The sequence below is a fragment of the Paenibacillus sp. W4I10 genome, assembly GCF_030816325.1.
In the GTDB taxonomy this organism is placed as follows: Bacteria; Bacillota; Bacilli; order Paenibacillales; family Paenibacillaceae; genus Paenibacillus; species Paenibacillus amylolyticus_B.
On record NZ_JAUSXX010000001.1, the window covers coordinates 2,656,809 to 2,671,701 of the forward strand.

Genomic DNA, 14,893 nt, shown 5'->3' on the forward strand with positions numbered 1-14,893 from the left:
GGTCAATTCATTGAAGTCTAATACAGGCAAAAGGCTGCTTGATTACGCCTTGAAAGCCAAAGGAACATTTATTGCTGCATTAATTATGCTTACTATTGGTGTTGCGGCCGAGCTTGCCGGGCCGTTCATCGCCAAATCCATGATCGACAATCACTTGCTCGCGATTGAGCAGCCTTTCTATGAGACAACAGCTTCAGATGAAGCCGCAGTCTACAACGGTAAGAACTACAAACGCGAAGGTTTGTTCGAACCGGATGAAAACAAAGGTTCCGAAGTGCGGGTATTACAAGCCGGCAGAAGTTTTTATTTTGTAAACGAACCGGTCAATGCACCTGACGGGGACCGCACATATACGGATGGAACCCTCACGGTTACACGCGCAGGTGAGGTAACAGGCCAATATGCGGCAACCCCCCTGTCCGCTGGTGAACTGTTTGCTTTTTACAAACCGGAGATGCCCAGCATCTATCAATTAATTGTGTATTACATGATCTTCCTCGTGATCTCGGTCATTATGGAGTTTGGTAAAACTTTCTGGCTGCAATCCTCGGCCAACAAGGTCATTCAAAGACTGCGTAACGATGTGTATGCCCATATTCAGCGACTGCCGGTGCACTTTTTTGATAATCTGCCCGCAGGTAAAGTTGTATCTCGGGTCACAAACGATACAGAAGCCGTCAAGGATCTGTTCGTTGCTGTTCTTTCGAACTTTTTCTCAGGAATCATCACGATTACAGGTGTGTATGTCGCACTCTTCCTGCTTGATGTTCGCCTGGGTCTAATCTCATTATTCGTTGTGCCGATGCTCATTACATGGATTGTGCTCTATCGCAAATTCGCCACTCGTTACAACACGATCATTCGATCCCGACTGAGTGAGATCAATGCAATCATTAACGAGTCCATTCAGGGGATGTCCATTATCCGCGTATTCCGCCATCAGAAACAAACCAAACAGGAATTCGAAGATCTGAATGATGACTATATGAAACACCAGAACAAAATGCTGAACCTGAATGCCTTCACCTCACACAACCTGGTTAACGTATTACGGAATATCGCCTTTGCGGTGGTCCTGTGGTACTTCGGTTCCAGTGTGCTGGATGGCACAAGTATTATCTCTCTGGGTGTTCTGTATGCCTTTGTTGATGTTCTGGGTCGCTTGTTCCAGCCAATCACCGGTATGGTGAATCAACTCGCCAACCTGGACTCCTCCCTCGTATCTGCTGGTCGCGTCTTTGAGCTGATGGATGAACAGGGAGAAGCTGTAACCGATGGCTCCATGCCAAGATACAAAGGGAATGTTGTCTTCGATGATGTATCCTTTGCCTATAAAAAAGATTACGTGCTTAACAATATCTCGTTCAAAGCATCCCAAGGTCAGACGGTGGCTCTGGTTGGCCACACCGGTTCGGGTAAAAGCTCAATCATCAACCTGCTATTCCGGTTCTATGATCCGCAAAAAGGCAAGATCACGATTGACGGTCAGAACGTCAAAGATCTGCCTAAACAGTGGATTCGCGAGCATATGGGGATTGTATTACAGGACCCGTATCTGTTCACAGGCACCATTGCTTCCAACGTCAGTCTTGGCGATGAGAAGATCTCCCGTGAACGAATTGAACAGGCGCTGCGTGATGTAGGCGCTGAACGTATACTGGCTCATTTGCCTCAAGGCTTTGACGAACCTGTCATCGAAAAAGGAAGTACATTGTCTGCTGGACAGCGTCAGTTGATCTCCTTTGCTCGTGCACTGGCGTTTGATCCAGCCATCCTCATTCTGGATGAAGCGACTGCCAATATTGATACGGAAACGGAAGCACTAATTCAGAACGCACTCGAGGTCCTCAAAAAAGGACGTACGACCTTCATCATAGCTCACCGTCTGTCCACCATTCGTTCGGCAGATCAAATTCTGGTTCTGCATCGTGGGCGTATCGTTGAGCAAGGTGCACATGATGAACTGATGGAGCTTAAAGGCCGCTATTATAAAATGTATCAGCTTCAACAAGGTGCGCAAGCAGCAGCGGTCGCAACTGTCGAGAATTCGTCAGGTGATTCCGTTCCAACCTCAACCTCCTTTGCCAGAGGCAATGCATAACAGAGTAAAACAGAAAGCTCTTTAAGTAACCAACCAAAAATGATGTACTCGACGGCAACACAAAAACCGATCTACACAGCTACCTCAGGGTTTGCGGTGTAGATCGTTTTTTTGTATTTTCATCTGGAGGCATGTTCGGTTACTGTTTATTTCGTCCAGACAAAAAACAATCCGCGTGCAACCTCATGGCTGCTGCGGATTGTCTATCCATCCTTTGATCGTATATCCCATGTACATCACGGTCTCTCTTGCGAGAAAAGGAAACTTGCTGCGCCAGGTTCGATACGCCGTAGTTCGTGTCGGAGATGGTACGGCATCCATACCCAGTCCGGCAGCCAGCTTCATGGCCCGTTTCATATGTAACGGATCACTCACAATCGTATAGGTTTGATAACCGGCCTGTTCACCAATTGGAATTGAATTGACTAGATTCTCCTCGGTAATTCTGGATTTGGTCTCTATGCGAATGTCCGCAGGATCTACTCCATGTGCGATGGCATACTTTTGACCCACTTCAGCTTCCGTATGTTCTCCATCACCACTTGATCCGCCTGTGAAAAGCAGATTACGAACTGTACCCTGACGGTATAATTCAATCCCGTGTTCAATACGTTCACGAAATACAGGTGAAGGGTTATCCCCCGCCACGGCTGCGCCCAGAATGATCGCTGCATCCGATATCCTGGATGAATCCTCATCCGTGTATTCTGAGATACGTACTGCCGTAACCACAGTCCACAGGATTCCAACTAATACTACAGCCAGAACCGTCATTAATATCCAGCGTTTCGTTATCCGTTTGCTTGTCATTCGTCCTCTTCCAAAGCCCTTGCTTGCATACTCTCGGTATGCATACGCTCCAGCGTTTGCAGAGCTGCTGCGGATTCGGCATCCAGACCAAGCTCTGCAATCCATGCACCCGTATATTGCTGAAGACGGATCTCCAACTCCTGTGCACGGTCTTTGAAATCCTCCAATTCCTTAATCATGCGTGATCGTCCTTCCGGACTGAATGTCTCGTGAATTCGTTCTTTGAAATAATGATGTACGATACGGTTACGTTGCTGCCATAACTCATTCAATTGGCGAGTCTCTTCCTCAGAGAATGTAAAATGATGGCGCACTTCGTGAATGAGCTGCCCCAGTGAACTGCTCATCTTTCGTTCGTACAGATCTTCCAAATCCTCTTCAGACACGGCTTTGCCCTGAGACATTTTCATTAATAAAATCAGATTGACCAGCTGCTGTTCAAGCGCCTGCCCGTAGTACACTGCCAATCCGTAATAGGCAAACAATTCCCTGGAGTGTTCGCTGTCCAGCATGTCACCATTCTGGATATCTGTATTTTGCATATGCGAGCGCCCCCTTCAACCCTACAATGTTAACCATTCCATGTCCCTCTATCCTAACCAAACCAAGAGCAACATTCAAGTTATCGGGAAGCGCGTCTTCTAACTCCGCAGATCTCTTCTTTCGGACAGCCACACATGGATGATTAGTAACACCGATGCATAGAACACAGTCCATAGCGTAACCGAAACAAAAGAGTCCATCTTTGATTCATCAAATAACATCATCTCACGAACCAGATAAAAGGCTGGCGGAAGAATGCGGCCAAGCCATTCTAACGATTCAGGCAAACGTTCACTTAAGGAACCTTGGATAAACGAAAATAATAATACAATAATGAGAGCAGGCATACTTCGACTAAGCAAGGGAATGTACGATTTTTGAAAAAATACACTGATGCCCAACCCCAGCAGTGATAACCCCAGATGTCCTAACCAAGTCATCATCCACTCCTCACCTGTGGGTTGTCTTTCGAACATTCCCGCGAACACGGGATACAGCACAGTGATTGCGGTGAGCATGAATTGCATTATCCAGGCACAGATGAGTTGACTTGTTACCACCTTACGCCTGCTTCCTGCATGAAGGACAAGTAATTGATACTGCTTTGCAGGTTCGGTATTCATCACCATTACTCCGAGCCAAGCAGCTGCCAGAAATAACAACATAGCCGTGACACTGTAACTGTCCGCAATAGGGTTGGGTTTGTAGGAATAGATCAGCAGCATGGCGATGATATAAAAGATAACCGGTGCAAAATATTTCTGTGAGCGAATGTGGTGCCTTAACAAATATCGGGTTAGATAGATCATTCGACTTCTCCCCCCGCATCATCCATGGAAGAGCTTAAGTCCACAGATTCCGTGATACCTCCACGACTCGCATGTACAGCTGGATGTTGTCCTTCCAGCAGACTTTCCATATGTAATTGACTTTCTTCCTGTTGTACAGACACAACCGAACCCCCAGATGCCAGAATCATTCTGAGAACATCATCTGTTGATTTCTGAACCACTTTCCAATCCCACAACCAAGAATTGGATTTCTCCAAGCTTGTATTACGAACTAAAGACAGTACTCCCGGTTGTTGTACAATAGATAGATCGTTAGCCAGATCCTCTCCAGCTTTCGTCAGACTTTGAATACGTACAACGAGTTCGCCAGCTTGTAGTATATCTTCACGACTCCAGTAGCGGAGCACGCGGCCTTTCTTCAACACAATCACCTGGTCTGCCAAACGTTCAATAAGCAACGGTTCATGGCAAGCTGTAACGATGGATGTCCCTTCATCCTTCCATTGCCCCAATAAGGATACAATGCCCTCTTGAGCTGGAATATCCAAGCCTGACAACGGTTCATCCAGCAACAAAAGACCACCCGGTCCAGGTAACAGGGCCTGAATCAAATTTACTTTTTGCAATGTGCCCTTGGATAATAAGGGTAACTTCTGATCGATCGCGGTATCCAGATATAAAAGTTCACTAAGTTCTCTAATCCGCTCACGCAGTATTTCGGGGCGAATGCCCCGAATCCGTCCCATGTCCAACAAGTACTCTCCTGAGGTAAAGGGTAAACGTGGCAGGCCATCTACTGCATACCCATCAGAACCCTTCATTGTGCGCTGGATCGATCCTGTATCGGGTAACAAAATACCTGCCAACATACGTAGCAACGTGCTTTTGCCCGACCCGTTTCTGCCAACAAGTACAGCACATTCTCCCTGCTTCACTTCCAGATTAATTTCATCAAGTACTTGAGCATTACCTAATCGCTTGCTCACTTGTTGAAGCAACATACCTCGACCTAATGAGTCTGGTACATCTTGATCGGCTTTCTTAAAAAGTCCACGTGTACTCCATATCACCTGGGATCACATCCGCTCTGGAGCTTGCACACCTAGCAAATGTAAACTGTACGCGAGGCGTTCGGCAGTCCGTTTGGCCAATGCCACCCTGAAGGATCTTTCATCAGATGACGCATCCGCAATCCGTTCGGCGTGATAGAAACGGTTGAATGCTTGAGCGACATCTATTGTGTATTTGGCAATAACCGAAGGCTCATTCCGATGAATTGCTTTTTCCAAATACTCGGGATATTCACCAAGCAGTTTCAGCAATGCCCATGAGGTATCTCCGATAAGGGATGGAGTGGTTACTGTGTTATTCTCACCATCCGCAAGGTTGGGTTTAGTCAAAGGGTTTTCATTTTCCATACGGGTCGCCTCTTCTGCCTTGGCAAGCACACTTTGAATCCGGGCATGGGTGTATTGCACATAAGGTCCGGTCTCCCCTTCAAAACTCACCGCATCTTCCAATGAGAAGTCCACATCATTTAACCGATTATTCCGCAGATCACCGAAGACAATGGCACCTACACCGACTGCCTCAGCCACCTTCTGAGGGTTCTCCAGATTCGGGTTTTTCTCCTGAATAATCTGCAAGGCACGAGCAACTGCCTCATCCAACACTTCCTGCAAAAAGACAACTTTACCGCGGCGGGTAGACATTTTCCGTCCCTCAAAACGCATTAAGCCAAACGGGATATGTTCACACTTCGCAGACCATTCATGACCCATCCGGGATAGGACCGCAAATACCTGACGGAAATGTAACTTCTGCTCGCCTCCGACCACGTATAACAACCGATCTGCCTTCATCACCTCATGACGATAAACCGCCGTAGCCAAATCCCGTGTAGGATAGATCGTTGTGCCATCTTTTTTGATAATCAGGCACGGAGGCATGTTCTCGTCCTCCAAACGTACCACGAGTGCTCCATCACTCTCTTCAAGTAAACCTTTTGTCTTGAGTTCTTCAACCACCGCGCCCATCTTGTCATTGTAAAAGCTCTCCCCCAGCGTATGGTCGAACTGTACATTCAGGCGTTCATACATCCGGTTGAATTCCTTCATGCTCACTTCCACAAAGAACGCCCATAACCGCTGTGCTTCATCATCTCCTTGCTCCAGCTTGCGGAACCACTCGCGTGCCTCAATCTCCAGTGAAGGATCGTTCTCCGCCTCATCGTGGAAGCGCACGTACAGCTCCAGAGAAGTACGGATCGGGTCTGCCTGCAGCGCTTCATCATTGCCCCACCGTTTGTATGCTGCAATCTGCTTGCCAAACTGGGTTCCCCAGTCTCCCAGATGATTCACACTTACGGAGGTATAACCTGCTTCGTTATACAACCGATACAGTGCTGCACCGATTACAGTAGAACGCAAATGTCCGATCCCGAAGGGTTTTGCGATGTTAGGGGAAGACATATCAATCACTACACGCGAACCTTGACCAAGCTGAAGCTTACCAAATGTGGCATTCTCTAGTTCTTTTAGCAGATTCGGCGCGAGCTTCTCCCGGTTGAAACGGATATTTACATACGGCCCGGCGGGAGTCGCTTCAAGTCCTGCTGTCTGCAATCCCGTTGCGAGCTCAGTCGCAATGACTGCCGGTGCTTTCTTTAATGACTTCGCTAATGCAAAACAAGGGAATGCTGCATCACCCATCTCCGCCTGTGGTGGGACTTCCAGTAATCTCAGAACCTCTTCTTCATTCAATCCCGTTAAAGGGGCAATATCGGCCGCAGCCTGCTTCATCAACATGTCGAACACTCCTTATAATTCATAATCGGCTGAAAATAAACACAAAAAAGCTCTCGTCTCTACATAAGAGACGAGAGCTGACTTAACAGTTCCCGCGGTACCACTCTAGGTGAACAACTACTCCTAATATGCATCAACATGCATACCAGTAGAACCTGTTCCGCTCGATGCGTATAACGGTCGCAAGCCGGGTTACCCTCAGACAGATATGGCCTATCCCCAATCGGGATACGTACATCTTTTCGGATAACCATCTCACGGGTGCGGTTCACTCAGGTCATGTCATACCGGCTTCCACCTCTCCCGGCTCGCTGTCATGTATGGATCTGGCTACTCTCCCGATCATTGATATTCTTCGTTTCAATTCATTGCCATCATTATACATACCACGATCAGACTTGGCAACCTGCATTAAAAATCCCCTACTGAAAGGCAACACAAAAGCACATCGTCTCAGATGCCTGTGTTCACTGCCTTTCCTTAGGGGACAACGGTCATTATCGGTTTTAATTATATATTCCAGTGAAATAATATTTACGCTACTGCTGCCATCAACCGGCAAGCTTCTGCACATCTGCGGCAAGTCTCTGCACATGCTTGGCAGTGATCATGGTGGTGTTTGCCACACTCTGCGGCGCAAGCTTCACAAGCTTTCACACACAATTCGCATATTTCAGCAATGAAATCACTTCCACGTGTCATCGCTTGTGCAGCAAAACTGCAGATCTCCGCACATTCCCGATTCAAACGAATGCAATCACGCAGCATCGCCAGATCATATTCTTTCAGACTCGATATGTAACATACGTTGCAAGCATTCATGCACTCCAGGCAAGCATCGATACATTGTTGATATTGTTGTTGTGTCATTTAAAGTTACCTCCCAGGCAAAGTTTGCTATGCATCTTAATACCCATTTCGGAGGAATATTGAATCATCTAACCTACTTTATCGCTTCCAATTCCAGTAATTGATCACGAATGACAGTTTGGTCAAAATGTTCACCTATAAACACAGCAACATTAGGGACATCTCCCTGAGGTGTGATCTTCATGTAGTCCGATTCACGGTAAGCATACTGGAACCAGAAACGGCTCGCCGTGTCACTAAACGATAAAATGCCTTTTGCTCGATACACGTCTCGTGGCAAAGCAGATACAAACTGTTCAAACGCTTCGCTGTTCACCGGATGACTGAAATAATGTGTATATACCATAACGTGTTCGTGTGATGCATGAGGAGCGGAATGCTCGTGACTGTGGGCATGGACAGGGCTATGGGATGCGTCAGTATTCGTATCATCGCCTTGGACTGTATGATCAGTATGTTCATGTCCATGATTGCAGCCATGTGTACCACAGGTTTCCGTATGCACATGATGCTCTTGGTGAGCTGACTTATCCGCTTCAGAAGCTGAATCACGTACATGCACGTCTGCCCCACTGCGAAGCAACAGATCCATCTCCACCTCACATTTGACCGTAGGGATTACAGGTGCGAAGCCATTCCATTTTGCCAAAAGCTGTTCCAGATCTTGCAGTTCCTGTGCACTCACCCGATCCGTTTTATTCAAGAGAAGCACAGACGCACAACGAATCTGCTCCTGCATTAGTTTGAACGTCTGCCCCTTCTGCTCCTGATACAGACCAGATAGATGTGCTGCATCCACAACAGTAATGAGACTTTTCAGTTCCAATCGCATGTATAGTGAAGTCTCCGTTACCGCATCCAGAATCTCCATTGGATTTGCCGCACCGGTTGCTTCAATGATGATCACATCCGGTGATTCCTCTTGAACGAGATCAGCAAGCTGCAATCCCAAGTCACCACGTACGGTACAACAGATGCAGCCACCTAACATCTCTGTCATTGGAACGGTGGAATCCACAATCTGACCATCCAGATTGACTTCGCCTAACTCATTCATGACCACTGCGGGACGCAAACCCTGCTGTTGCCAATGTTCGATCAACTGAACAAGCAGTGTTGTTTTGCCACTCCCCAAAAAACCTGACAGTATATATACAGGTATGGATTGTTCTTTTAAAATCGTTTCATTCATGCGTATACACCTCTCTGATTGTCCTTCTTGTAACCTAGTCTATCTATATCTAGCGAGTGTACACCATCCCGCATTCGTTATGCAATCATGTTCAATTCTTCCCCAGTACATTGCCTGATGCTAACGGATGGTCTATGCTATGAGGACATGTTGATTGAAGGAGGAAGTTTCATGACTAATTCAGTGGAACAACATCGCCAGGAAGCTCCGACCACGGTATCGTGCATGATTGTTACAGTGTCAGACACGCGTACCAAAGACACGGACACCAGTGGCCAGCTCATGCATCAGCTTCTGAATGAAGCAGGGTATCAGATCGTTGAATACATCATTACACCAGATGAACCGGAGAACATTCGAAGCATCCTGCAGGATGCAGCTGTTCGTGATGATGTCGAAGCCGTGTTGCTTAGCGGTGGAACAGGGATTGCACCCCGAGATACAACCTACGAAGCGGTGTCCTCACTACTCGACAAGGAACTCCCGGGCTTTGGTGAGATCTTCCGTTTTCTCAGTTACACCGAGGATATCGGTTCCGCTGCCATCCTGAGCAGAGCCGTCGCCGGAACGATTGGACGCACAGCCGTCTTCTCCATGCCGGGCTCCAAAGGAGCTGTCAAATTGGCCATGGAAAAACTCATTTTGCCCGAGCTGCGGCATGTGATGCGTGAAATATATAAACCCGTCTGAAAGATCAGACGGGTTTTCGGGTTTATTTTCAGCTGTACGGTAAAGTACGAAGGGGATCTCGCTCAACTTACCTTAGTTGCCCCAGCACATGTTGGAACACCTGCATAACATCCTGTTCATACTTGTCCTTTTCCCCACCAGAAGCTGTATATACGAGTGAGACGTACCCTTTGCTGCGAATCGTTGTCCGGCCAAGCGCATTCTCCAAGACAGCCTCATCACGATTCTCACTATACATTTGTTTCATGCTGGCCGCCCGGGTTGTCGCATCACTGAAAATATGGACTTTCACGATGTGTCTGCCACTTCCATTCAACAAATACATATAAGAGATCCCACCATGGCCGTCATCGGCAGACATATTATTCATCAGCTGAATGCCTTTTGCTTCAAAACTCTTACTGATCTCACTCACCAATTCACCGTTTAATCCGTGTCCCTGACTCTGTGCCCGCATATTTCCTTCATCTGTCGCTTCACGGGTGTAGACCTTCCGCTCCTGCTCAATGGATGATGCCGAACAAGCCACCAGGGACCAGATACTTGTGATCAACACGCCACTTACAAGTACCGACTTCATTGTTCTTCCAACCAGACTTCGCCCTTTTCTACCAAACCACATGCCAATCCTTCCTTTCCAGCCACATGTACTGTGACCCAATCAGGTAGAATTAGCATGTCTAAGGACTTAGAATCTTATGCGGATGGCAGATCTGATATTGTATTGACCACAGTCCGACCTACCGCACCACCTTGGAGTATCGTCTCAAGCGTATGCGGCAACTGATCTAGAGAAATTTCGCGGATTCCCAGTTCCAGCGCACGCTCCGGTTTCCATTCTCCACCGAGCAGTTCCCACAGCCGTTCCCGACGTTCCATCGGACAATATACAGAGTCTATACCAATAAGCTGGATACCACGCAGAATAAACGGAAGTACCGTAGATTCAAAAGCTGTACCTCCGGTCAACCCGGATACCGCTACTGCACCTCCATATTGAATCTGTTTCAATCGCTCCGCGAGAGCCGGTCCTCCTGTTGGATCAACAACACCCGCCCATAGCTGTTTCCCCATGGCTCCTTTAGCTGGAGCATCAGCTTCTTCACGAGTAATAACCTCTGAGGCGCCCAAGTTTCGGAGCAATGACTCCTCCAGCTCCTTCTTGCCTGTGCTGGCTGTTACTTCAAAACCAAGTTTCGCCAGAATGGCAACTGCCATACTGCCAACGCCACCCGTTGCACCCGTAACCAGAACCTTGCCCATCTCCGGTGTCACTCCAGCCTGTAACAGCGCATCTACCGAAAGTGCAGCCGTAAATCCTGCGGTTCCAATTGCCATGGCTTCTTTCTCACTGAGACCCGGTGGCAGAGGCACCAGCCATTCACTGCGCAGACGAGCATACTCGCTGTACCCTCCGTAATGGGATACGCCAGGTTCAAATCCTGTACTGATCACCCGATCTCCTGGTGCAAAACGTCCACTGACCGACTCCTCTACCGTTCCGGCCAGATCTATTCCCGGTACCATCGGGTACTCACGAACGACACCACCCTTTTCAAGAGTCGCGAGTCCGTCTTTATAATTGACACTGGAATATTGCACCTGTACCGTTACATCTCCATTTGGCAGATCTTCCTTCTTCAGTTGCTCTATAGCAGCTTTCACTCCGCCCTGTTCTTCTTTACGGACCACATATGCGTTAAAATGGTTTTTCATCGATTGCCACTCCTTCTTTGGATCTTGTATATTTTCCATTAAGCACATGAATTGTTCGTATTCAGGCTTAACGGCTACCTTTTACTTCTGGATTCTTCAGATGTTGATGATCAAGCTCTGTCTCTCCTGAGCGTCAACAGATAGATTAGTGGACCCACAATAGGGATGATACCTGCCGCGGTCCAAGCTGCTGAACGTCGACTCACTTCAGTATCCCTGTATATCGCAATCATGGAAAGTAAGGTCAACAGTACAAAATCAATCGTCATGATATGTACAAAGGCAGATTGCTTGAATGCTTCCATATATACATCCGGATGACCTTGCGTCACGGCATAGAATGCTGTCCCCAGCGTCAACAGCAGAAGGACTACATGCGTCAACTTATGGGCTGCTACCCGTCCAATTCCCGACTCCCGCTGACGACCAAAGTGCAAGCTTGCGTAACCCGAAGCTCTATTTGCGGACGACGACAATGCATAATAGGGAAGCAGGGCAAAAGCACCCAGTCCGAAAGAAAGTATGACAAAAGGCCAAGCCGGTACACGGCCACCTCGTTCTTTCACCGATATTCTTAACAGCATACAGGCATAAACTGCCGGGAAAATACCTAACCACGAAAACACAGTAAGTAACCAAGGTTCTTTGCTTTGCATTGTGATCAGTTCTTTGAATACCGGATCACTTCCAGGTGACTGTCCCGGTGCCAACAACAATGCATAGGCAATAAAAGCGATCCAGACCAGTCCTAGTATCCATCTCATGTCTGCACCTCCTCTTACTTTCATCCCCTACAGCTGTGGGATTGAATCAATAGTTGCAGAATTTGGCGTCTCCTGCGCTTTCCCGAGAAATAATTACTGTTTTCCCCCTACAACCTCTTGAATTGGGCATGACCATTTCCAGTATAGCCTGTTACCTTGGCAGTCTGTCCATGAGATTTCTTACATCACTGGTCCAACCCATCGGGATCATATAAGAAAAAGTCTATCGACGTACTTCCATAGAAGACAGACCGCATTTAGCTGAGGTTTTTCTTGCGATCATCGAATCGTTCAGCTCCGCTGAAAACGTATAATCCTAAGATCTTCAAAAAGGCATAACCAGTATTCCTCACTGGTTATGCCTCTCTGCATATTGTATGTGTGAATTATTCCTCTGTGGATTTCACATGTTCCGCAATGAGCTTCTGCTTCATATTCCATGCCGCAGGGCTGATGTTCACACGGTAGATCTCCGGGTTGAGTTTCCGTTGGTATTCCGGCCAGAAGAGGTTCATCTGTTCCCGGTGGTACGCCCGAATCTCATCCAGATTAGGCAGTTCATACACTTTACGTCCATTCACAAAGATTGGCTCCAGCATATTAACCGCTTCGTAGCGGGTAACGGTCTTTTTCAGGTAAGGGTGTAGCGGGTTGAACAGCTTGAGCGGTCCGCCCTGTAGCGGCTGCTCTTCATCTGGATAGCAGATATAATCTGCAATCGCTTTGCCATGTTTCGGATCAATGATCCGGAACACTTCCTTTTTACCTGGAGTGGACACCTTTTCAGGGTTGGCAGATATTTTGATGGTAGGCAGCATGGCACCGTCCACTTCACGCTCCACCAATTTGTACACTCCACCCAAAGATGGCTGGTCAGAAGCCGTAATCAACTGTGTACCAACACCCCATGTATCTATCCGTGCTCCTTGAGCCTTCAGGTTGAAAATCGTATTTTCATCCAAATCATTGGATGCTACAATTTTCACATAATCCAGCCCAGCCTCATCCAACATCTGACGTGCCTGAATCGACAAGTACGCTAGGTCACCACTGTCGAGACGAATGGCATTCATCTTTTTGCCTTGGCTCTCCAACTTCTTGGCTGTCTTGATAGCGTGAGGTACTCCACTGTTCAACGTGTCAAAGGTATCAACCAGCAGCGTAACCTGATCAGGCAACACTTTGGCATACACGTCAAACGCCTCCTGTTCGCTCATAAAACTCTGTACCCAGGAATGGGCATGTGTACCTGCTGTTGGGATCCCAAAGCGCTCTCCGGCCAGCATATTAGACGTTGCATGGAAACCTGCTACATAAGAGGCACGTGCGCCCCAGATGGCAGCATCCGCTTCCTGTGCACGCCGTGTGCCGAATTCGAGCAACGTATCCTGCTGCGCTACCTGTTTGATCCGCGAAGCCTTGGTTGCAATCAACGTCTGATAATTCATGAAGTTAAGTATCGCCGTCTCCACCAATTGTGTCTCCATAATGGAGCCTTCTACCCGAATGAGCGGTTCGTCAGGGAAAACAATTGCACCCTCCTTCATGGAATGAATCGTCCCCTGAAATGAAAACTGGAGCAATTCTTCCAGAAAGACCGGATCGTAATTTTCCTCTTGTTTGGATAAAAATTTGATGTCGTCCATCGTGAACCGAAGCTGGCTAATATAGTTCACAATACGTTCCAATCCGGCAAATACCGCATATCCGTTGCCAAAAGGAAGCTTACGGAAATAGGCTTCAAATACCGCCTTCCGCTTGTGAGTACCATTCACCCAATGGGCGTACATCATATTGATCTGATATTTATCCGTATGTAAAGCCAGGCTAGTTGTCTGCATTTGTCTCATCCTCTCTGACTTCCGCTCGTGCCCCCAGATTTCATCTGTGGACACGGGTTAACATATGGAGACTTATTCTTCATGATTCTGTTCATCCGTATTAAACAAACAAGTCTCCCGTAAAACTCTATACACCATTCACCACATTCATCCGGTTCCTAACATGAAGTCAACCAAACATGACTATGGAGTAAATTAAGCCAAGACTGTCTCGCTCGCCTTAACCACCGAAGCACCAAGGCTGGAACGAAAATGTCCAAGTGCCCACTCATGCCCTGCCGGATTGAAGCTGGCAACAGCATCTTCATATATTGTAATATGAAAACCTTTATTGTAAGCGTCCACTGCGGTATGCAATATGCAAATATCCGTGCATACCCCTATTAGTGCAATATCCGTAATGCCACGTGCACGCAGTCTGAGTTCCAGATCGGTCCCACAAAATGCACTATATCTCGTCTTATCCATCCACTGTATATCTGTTTTCCGTTCATCCATCACTTGGGCAAGACGACCATATAACTGTCTTCCCTCCGTATTTCTAATGTTATGAGGTGGGAAAAGTACAGTCTCCGGGTGATACGGATCATTTTCTTCGTGCAGATCCACAGCCATGATTACCTCATGTTTGTTCTTACAATAGGCCTCGGTTACAGCTGCAATCGTCTCGTCGATCTCTATTGCCGGCTGACCTACAGGCAGAGAACCTGTCACAAAATCCTTCGTAAAATCAATGACAATCAGTGCTTTCATCGTCAACACTCCCTT

The 14,893-nt window shown here is 47.4% G+C and carries 15 protein-coding genes; 2 read left to right on the top strand and 13 right to left on the bottom strand.

The window, feature by feature from the left end:
- Window positions 1-10: 10 nt before the first annotated feature.
- On the top strand, window positions 11-2,101 hold the full coding sequence (locus QF049_RS11735) for an ABC transporter ATP-binding protein (RefSeq protein WP_307537599.1): 2,091 nt from the start codon (window positions 11-13) through the stop codon (window positions 2,099-2,101).
- 183 nt (window positions 2,102-2,284) lie between these two features.
- On the opposite strand, the gene QF049_RS11740 is transcribed toward QF049_RS11735, so the two are convergent.
- From QF049_RS11740 to QF049_RS11775, 8 genes are all read right to left on the bottom strand, one after another.
- Window positions 2,285-2,911, bottom strand: a complete 627-nt coding sequence (locus tag QF049_RS11740; RefSeq protein ID WP_307537601.1) for a YdcF family protein — start codon at window positions 2,909-2,911, stop codon at window positions 2,285-2,287.
- Window positions 2,908-3,453, bottom strand: a complete 546-nt coding sequence (locus QF049_RS11745) for a hypothetical protein (protein ID WP_053061520.1) — start codon at window positions 3,451-3,453, stop codon at window positions 2,908-2,910. The genes QF049_RS11740 and QF049_RS11745 overlap by 4 nt, the downstream gene beginning before the upstream one ends.
- Window positions 3,454-3,552: 99 nt before the next feature.
- Complete coding sequence (locus QF049_RS11750; RefSeq protein WP_307537604.1) at window positions 3,553-4,263, bottom strand: hypothetical protein; 711 nt, start codon at window positions 4,261-4,263, stop codon at window positions 3,553-3,555.
- On the bottom strand, window positions 4,260-5,315 hold the full coding sequence (locus QF049_RS11755) for an ATP-binding cassette domain-containing protein (protein ID WP_307537606.1): 1,056 nt from the start codon (window positions 5,313-5,315) through the stop codon (window positions 4,260-4,262). The genes QF049_RS11750 and QF049_RS11755 overlap by 4 nt, the downstream gene beginning before the upstream one ends.
- 6 nt (window positions 5,316-5,321) lie before the next feature.
- On the bottom strand, window positions 5,322-7,052 hold the full coding sequence (gene argS, locus QF049_RS11760) for an arginine--tRNA ligase (RefSeq protein WP_307537608.1): 1,731 nt from the start codon (window positions 7,050-7,052) through the stop codon (window positions 5,322-5,324).
- A gap of 277 nt (window positions 7,053-7,329) precedes the next feature.
- Entirely contained in the window at window positions 7,330-7,464 is a 135-nt protein-coding gene (locus QF049_RS11765) for a hypothetical protein (protein ID WP_256704105.1), read from the bottom strand.
- 122 nt (window positions 7,465-7,586) lie between these two features.
- Window positions 7,587-7,922 (bottom strand): four-helix bundle copper-binding protein, encoded by a 336-nt coding sequence (locus QF049_RS11770; RefSeq protein WP_307537610.1) that lies wholly within the window; start codon window positions 7,920-7,922, stop codon window positions 7,587-7,589.
- A 73-nt stretch (window positions 7,923-7,995) separates the two neighbouring features.
- The gene (locus tag QF049_RS11775; protein WP_307537613.1) at window positions 7,996-9,114 is read right to left on the bottom strand and encodes a CobW family GTP-binding protein; all 1,119 of its coding nucleotides are present in this window, start codon (window positions 9,112-9,114) and stop codon (window positions 7,996-7,998) included.
- 171 nt (window positions 9,115-9,285) lie between these two features.
- Between QF049_RS11775 and QF049_RS11780 the strand changes: the two genes are divergently transcribed.
- Window positions 9,286-9,804 carry a MogA/MoaB family molybdenum cofactor biosynthesis protein gene (locus QF049_RS11780; protein ID WP_307537615.1) on the top strand — a complete coding sequence of 173 codons (519 nt, stop codon included), beginning with the start codon at window positions 9,286-9,288 and terminating at the stop codon, window positions 9,802-9,804.
- 67 nt (window positions 9,805-9,871) lie between these two features.
- Here QF049_RS11780 and QF049_RS11785 read toward each other — a convergent pair whose 3' ends face one another.
- From QF049_RS11785 to QF049_RS11805, 5 genes are all read right to left on the bottom strand, one after another.
- Entirely contained in the window at window positions 9,872-10,426 is a 555-nt protein-coding gene (locus QF049_RS11785; RefSeq protein WP_307537617.1) for a hypothetical protein, read from the bottom strand.
- A 74-nt stretch (window positions 10,427-10,500) separates the two neighbouring features.
- Window positions 10,501-11,520 carry an oxidoreductase gene (locus tag QF049_RS11790; protein ID WP_307537618.1) on the bottom strand — a complete coding sequence of 340 codons (1,020 nt, stop codon included), beginning with the start codon at window positions 11,518-11,520 and terminating at the stop codon, window positions 10,501-10,503.
- 110 nt (window positions 11,521-11,630) lie between these two features.
- Window positions 11,631-12,284, bottom strand: a complete 654-nt coding sequence (locus tag QF049_RS11795) for a hypothetical protein (RefSeq protein WP_307537620.1) — start codon at window positions 12,282-12,284, stop codon at window positions 11,631-11,633.
- Between the two features lie 386 nt (window positions 12,285-12,670).
- Complete coding sequence (locus QF049_RS11800) at window positions 12,671-14,125, bottom strand: nicotinate phosphoribosyltransferase (RefSeq protein ID WP_091017227.1); 1,455 nt, start codon at window positions 14,123-14,125, stop codon at window positions 12,671-12,673.
- Window positions 14,126-14,320: 195 nt separating this feature from the next.
- Window positions 14,321-14,878 (bottom strand): cysteine hydrolase family protein, encoded by a 558-nt coding sequence (locus QF049_RS11805; RefSeq protein WP_307537622.1) that lies wholly within the window; start codon window positions 14,876-14,878, stop codon window positions 14,321-14,323.
- Between the last annotated feature and the right edge of the window lie 15 nt (window positions 14,879-14,893).

Bases quoted from the DNA above. Each gene is read 5' to 3' on its own strand.
- QF049_RS11740 (WP_307537601.1), bottom strand. From the start codon at position 2,911: ATGACAAGCAAACGGATAACGAAACGCTGGATATTAATGACGGTTCTG.
- QF049_RS11745 (WP_053061520.1), bottom strand. From the start codon at position 3,453: ATGCAAAATACAGATATCCAGAATGGTGACATGCTGGACAGCGAACAC.
- QF049_RS11750 (WP_307537604.1), bottom strand. From the start codon at position 4,263: ATGATCTATCTAACCCGATATTTGTTAAGGCACCACATTCGCTCACAG.
- argS (WP_307537608.1), bottom strand. From the start codon at position 7,052: ATGTTGATGAAGCAGGCTGCGGCCGATATTGCCCCTTTAACGGGATTG.
- QF049_RS11765 (WP_256704105.1), bottom strand. From the start codon at position 7,464: ATGCAGGTTGCCAAGTCTGATCGTGGTATGTATAATGATGGCAATGAA.
- QF049_RS11770 (WP_307537610.1), bottom strand. From the start codon at position 7,922: ATGACACAACAACAATATCAACAATGTATCGATGCTTGCCTGGAGTGC.
- QF049_RS11775 (WP_307537613.1), bottom strand. From the start codon at position 9,114: ATGAATGAAACGATTTTAAAAGAACAATCCATACCTGTATATATACTG.
- QF049_RS11780 (WP_307537615.1), top strand. From the start codon at position 9,286: ATGACTAATTCAGTGGAACAACATCGCCAGGAAGCTCCGACCACGGTA.
- QF049_RS11785 (WP_307537617.1), bottom strand. From the start codon at position 10,426: ATGTGGTTTGGTAGAAAAGGGCGAAGTCTGGTTGGAAGAACAATGAAG.
- QF049_RS11790 (WP_307537618.1), bottom strand. From the start codon at position 11,520: ATGAAAAACCATTTTAACGCATATGTGGTCCGTAAAGAAGAACAGGGC.
- QF049_RS11795 (WP_307537620.1), bottom strand. From the start codon at position 12,284: ATGAGATGGATACTAGGACTGGTCTGGATCGCTTTTATTGCCTATGCA.
- QF049_RS11800 (WP_091017227.1), bottom strand. From the start codon at position 14,125: ATGCAGACAACTAGCCTGGCTTTACATACGGATAAATATCAGATCAAT.
- QF049_RS11805 (WP_307537622.1), bottom strand. From the start codon at position 14,878: ATGAAAGCACTGATTGTCATTGATTTTACGAAGGATTTTGTGACAGGT.